The sequence below is a fragment of the Herbaspirillum lusitanum P6-12 genome, from assembly GCF_000256565.1.
GTDB classification, from domain to species: Bacteria; Pseudomonadota; Gammaproteobacteria; order Burkholderiales; family Burkholderiaceae_D; genus Herbaspirillum; species Herbaspirillum lusitanum.
Map to the genome: position 1 here is coordinate 1 of NZ_AJHH01000560.1, position 2807 is coordinate 2807.

At 63.7% G+C, this 2807-nt stretch carries 3 protein-coding genes and 1 pseudogene; 2 read left to right on the top strand and 2 right to left on the bottom strand.

The window, feature by feature from the left end:
- Positions 1-545, top strand: a 545-nt coding sequence (locus HLUSI_RS29535) for an oxygenase MpaB family protein (RefSeq protein WP_157137916.1), incomplete at its 5' end; no start/stop codon positions are given.
- Here HLUSI_RS29535 and HLUSI_RS29540 read toward each other — a convergent pair.
- A pseudogene (locus HLUSI_RS29540) lies at positions 528-1205 on the bottom strand (MFS transporter); the annotation flags it as partial. The gene HLUSI_RS29535 and the pseudogene HLUSI_RS29540 overlap by 18 nt on opposite strands.
- Here HLUSI_RS29540 and HLUSI_RS0118630 point away from each other — a divergent pair.
- Complete coding sequence (locus HLUSI_RS0118630; RefSeq protein WP_016835388.1) at positions 1197-1430, top strand: oxygenase MpaB family protein; 234 nt, start codon at positions 1197-1199, stop codon at positions 1428-1430. The pseudogene HLUSI_RS29540 and the gene HLUSI_RS0118630 overlap by 9 nt on opposite strands.
- A gap of 19 nt (positions 1431-1449) precedes the next feature.
- On the opposite strand, the gene HLUSI_RS0118635 is transcribed toward HLUSI_RS0118630, so the two are convergent.
- Positions 1450-2807, bottom strand: a 1358-nt coding sequence (locus HLUSI_RS0118635; protein WP_016835389.1) for a DHA2 family efflux MFS transporter permease subunit, incomplete at its 5' end; no start/stop codon positions are given.

The following is a 2807-nucleotide window of genomic DNA, read 5'->3' on the forward strand; positions in this document are numbered from 1 at the left end:
CGGCGGACGGACGCGCGTATTCCGCCGACGATCCGGCGCTGTTGACCTGGGTGCATGCCGCGGAGGTGTGGTGCTTTCTGCGTGCCTACGTGCGCTATCGCAATCCGGACTTCAGCCTGGCGATGCAAAATCGCTACCTTGATGAAATCGCGCTGGTCGCGGAACAGCTCGGCGCCATCGACGTGCCGCGCAATCTGAAGGATTTGGAAAGTTATATCGACAGCATGCGCCCGCAGTTGCGCTGCGAAGAGCGCACGCTCAAGACGGTGGAGCTGGTGCTGAATGCGCCGGCGCCGGCCGAATGCGCTGGCGTTGCCGTTTACGCGCCTGATGACACGCGCCGGCGTGGACTTGCTGCCCGATTGGGCCAAGCAGCAACTGGGGATGACGCCGTTGCGGCCGCTGCAACAGGCACTGCTGCAACGCGCCGTCGGTCTGGCGGCGAAGCCGGTACGCTGGGCGGCGTCAGAGCTCCGCCCAGCTTGCACGTCAGCGCATGGCCGGCTGATCCGGATCAAGGAATCGATTTAGTGGGCATCGGCTGACGGCGCTTTCGGCGGCGCCACTTTGTGCATCAACGGGATCAGCACGATCGCCACCAGGAAACACGCCATCACCGCCAGGAAGGCATCGGCGAAGGTTTGCGTCTGCGCTTCGCGCATGGTCAGCTTCCACAATTGCTGCAGGGCTCCGGTCGGTGCGCTGCCGCCGTCGAGTCCCCACGCCAGCATGTTGGCGCCGGTGTTTTGCAGCAGGTTGTTCATCGATTCATTGGCGCTGTTGAGATGTTCCGCCAGGCGCAGGAAATGCAGGTTGGTGCGGTCGTTGAGGATGGTGCCGCACACCGCAATACCGATCGCGCCGCCCAGATTGCGCATGAGGTTGAACAAGCCCGAAGCCTGTTTCAGGCGCTCGGGCTTGAGCGCTCCCAAGGTCAGCGTCACCACCGGCGCCACCGCAAACTGCTGCGCGAAGCCGCGCAAGGCTTGCGGCAGCAACAGCTCGCGCCAGCCCCAGTCGTGCGTGATCGGCGTGAAGTTCCACATGCTCAGTGCAAAGCAGGCCATGCCGAACATCATCAGCCAGCGCAGGTCGACGCGCCGTCCCAGATAGGTATAGAACGGAATCGCACAGATCTGGAACAGGCCGGTAGCAAAGATCGCCAGGCCGATGTCGAGCGCGCTGAAACCGCGCACGTGCGCCAGGGGGCAACGGCGCCGAATGCGCTGGCGTTGCCGTTTACGCGCCTGATGACACGCGCCGGCGTGGACTTGCTGCCCGATTGGGCCAAGCAGCAACTGGGGATGACGCCGTTGCGGCCGCTGCAACAGGCACTGCTGCAACGCGCCGTCGGTCTGGCGGCGAAGCCGGTACGCTGGGCGGTGCGTCAGAGCTCCGCCCAGCTTGCACGTCAGCGCATGGCCGGCTGATCCGGATCAAGGAATCGATTTAGTGGGCATCGGCTGACGGCGCTTTCGGCGGCGCCACTTTGTGCATCAACGGGATCAGCACGATCGCCACCAGGAAACACGCCATCACCGCCAGGAAGGCATCGGCGAAGGTTTGCGTCTGCGCTTCGCGCATGGTCAGCTTCCACAATTGCTGCAGGGCTCCGGTCGGTGCGCTGCCGCCGTCGAGTCCCCACGCCAGCATGTTGGCGCCGGTGTTTTGCAGCAGGTTGTTCATCGATTCATTGGCGCTGTTGAGATGTTCCGCCAGGCGCAGGAAATGCAGGTTGGTGCGGTCGTTGAGGATGGTGCCGCACACCGCAATACCGATCGCGCCGCCCAGATTGCGCATGAGGTTGAACAAGCCCGAAGCCTGTTTCAGGCGCTCGGGCTTGAGCGCTCCCAAGGTCAGCGTCACCACCGGCGCCACCGCAAACTGCTGCGCGAAGCCGCGCAAGGCTTGCGGCAGCAACAGCTCGCGCCAGCCCCAGTCGTGCGTGATCGGCGTGAAGTTCCACATGCTCAGTGCAAAGCAGGCCATGCCGAACATCATCAGCCAGCGCAGGTCGACGCGCCGTCCCAGATAGGTATAGAACGGAATCGCACAGATCTGGAACAGGCCGGTAGCAAAGATCGCCAGGCCGATGTCGAGCGCGCTGAAACCGCGCACGTGCGCCAGGAATACCGGCGTCAGGTACACCGTGGCGAAGATGCCGATGCCGGTGACGAAGGAGAAGAAGCAACCGAGTGCAAAGTTGCGGTCCTTGAGCGCGCGCAGATCGACCACCGGGTTGTCGTACGCCAGGCTGCGCCAGATGAAACCGACGCCGGCAACGATGGCGATCCACACGGTGGTTCTGATGATGTCGTCGCCCATCCAGCCCAGCCGCGGGCCTTCTTCCAGCGAATATTCGAGACAACCGAGGCTGGCCGCCAGCAAGATCATGCCGAGATAGTCGGCGCCCCTGAGCAGCGACAGATTCGGCTTGTCGATGCGCACCAGCATCGGCACCACCACCGCGACAAAAATTCCCGGCGCCAGGTTGATGAAGAACAGCCAGTGCCACGAGTAGTTGCTGGTGATCCAGCCGCCCACGGTGGGTCCAAGCGTGGGCGCCAGCGACGACAGCGCACCGACGGTGGCGGCGGCGATCACGCGCTGATGGCCGGAGAAATAAAAGAACGCCGAGGTGAACACCATCGGGATCATCGAACCGCCGAGGAAACCCTGCAGCGCGCGGAAGAAAATCATGCTGTTGATATCCCACGCCAGGCCGCACAGCATGCTGGCGATGGTAAAGCCGACCGCCGACGCGCTGAACAACCAGCGCGTCGACATCACGCGCGCCAGCCATCCCG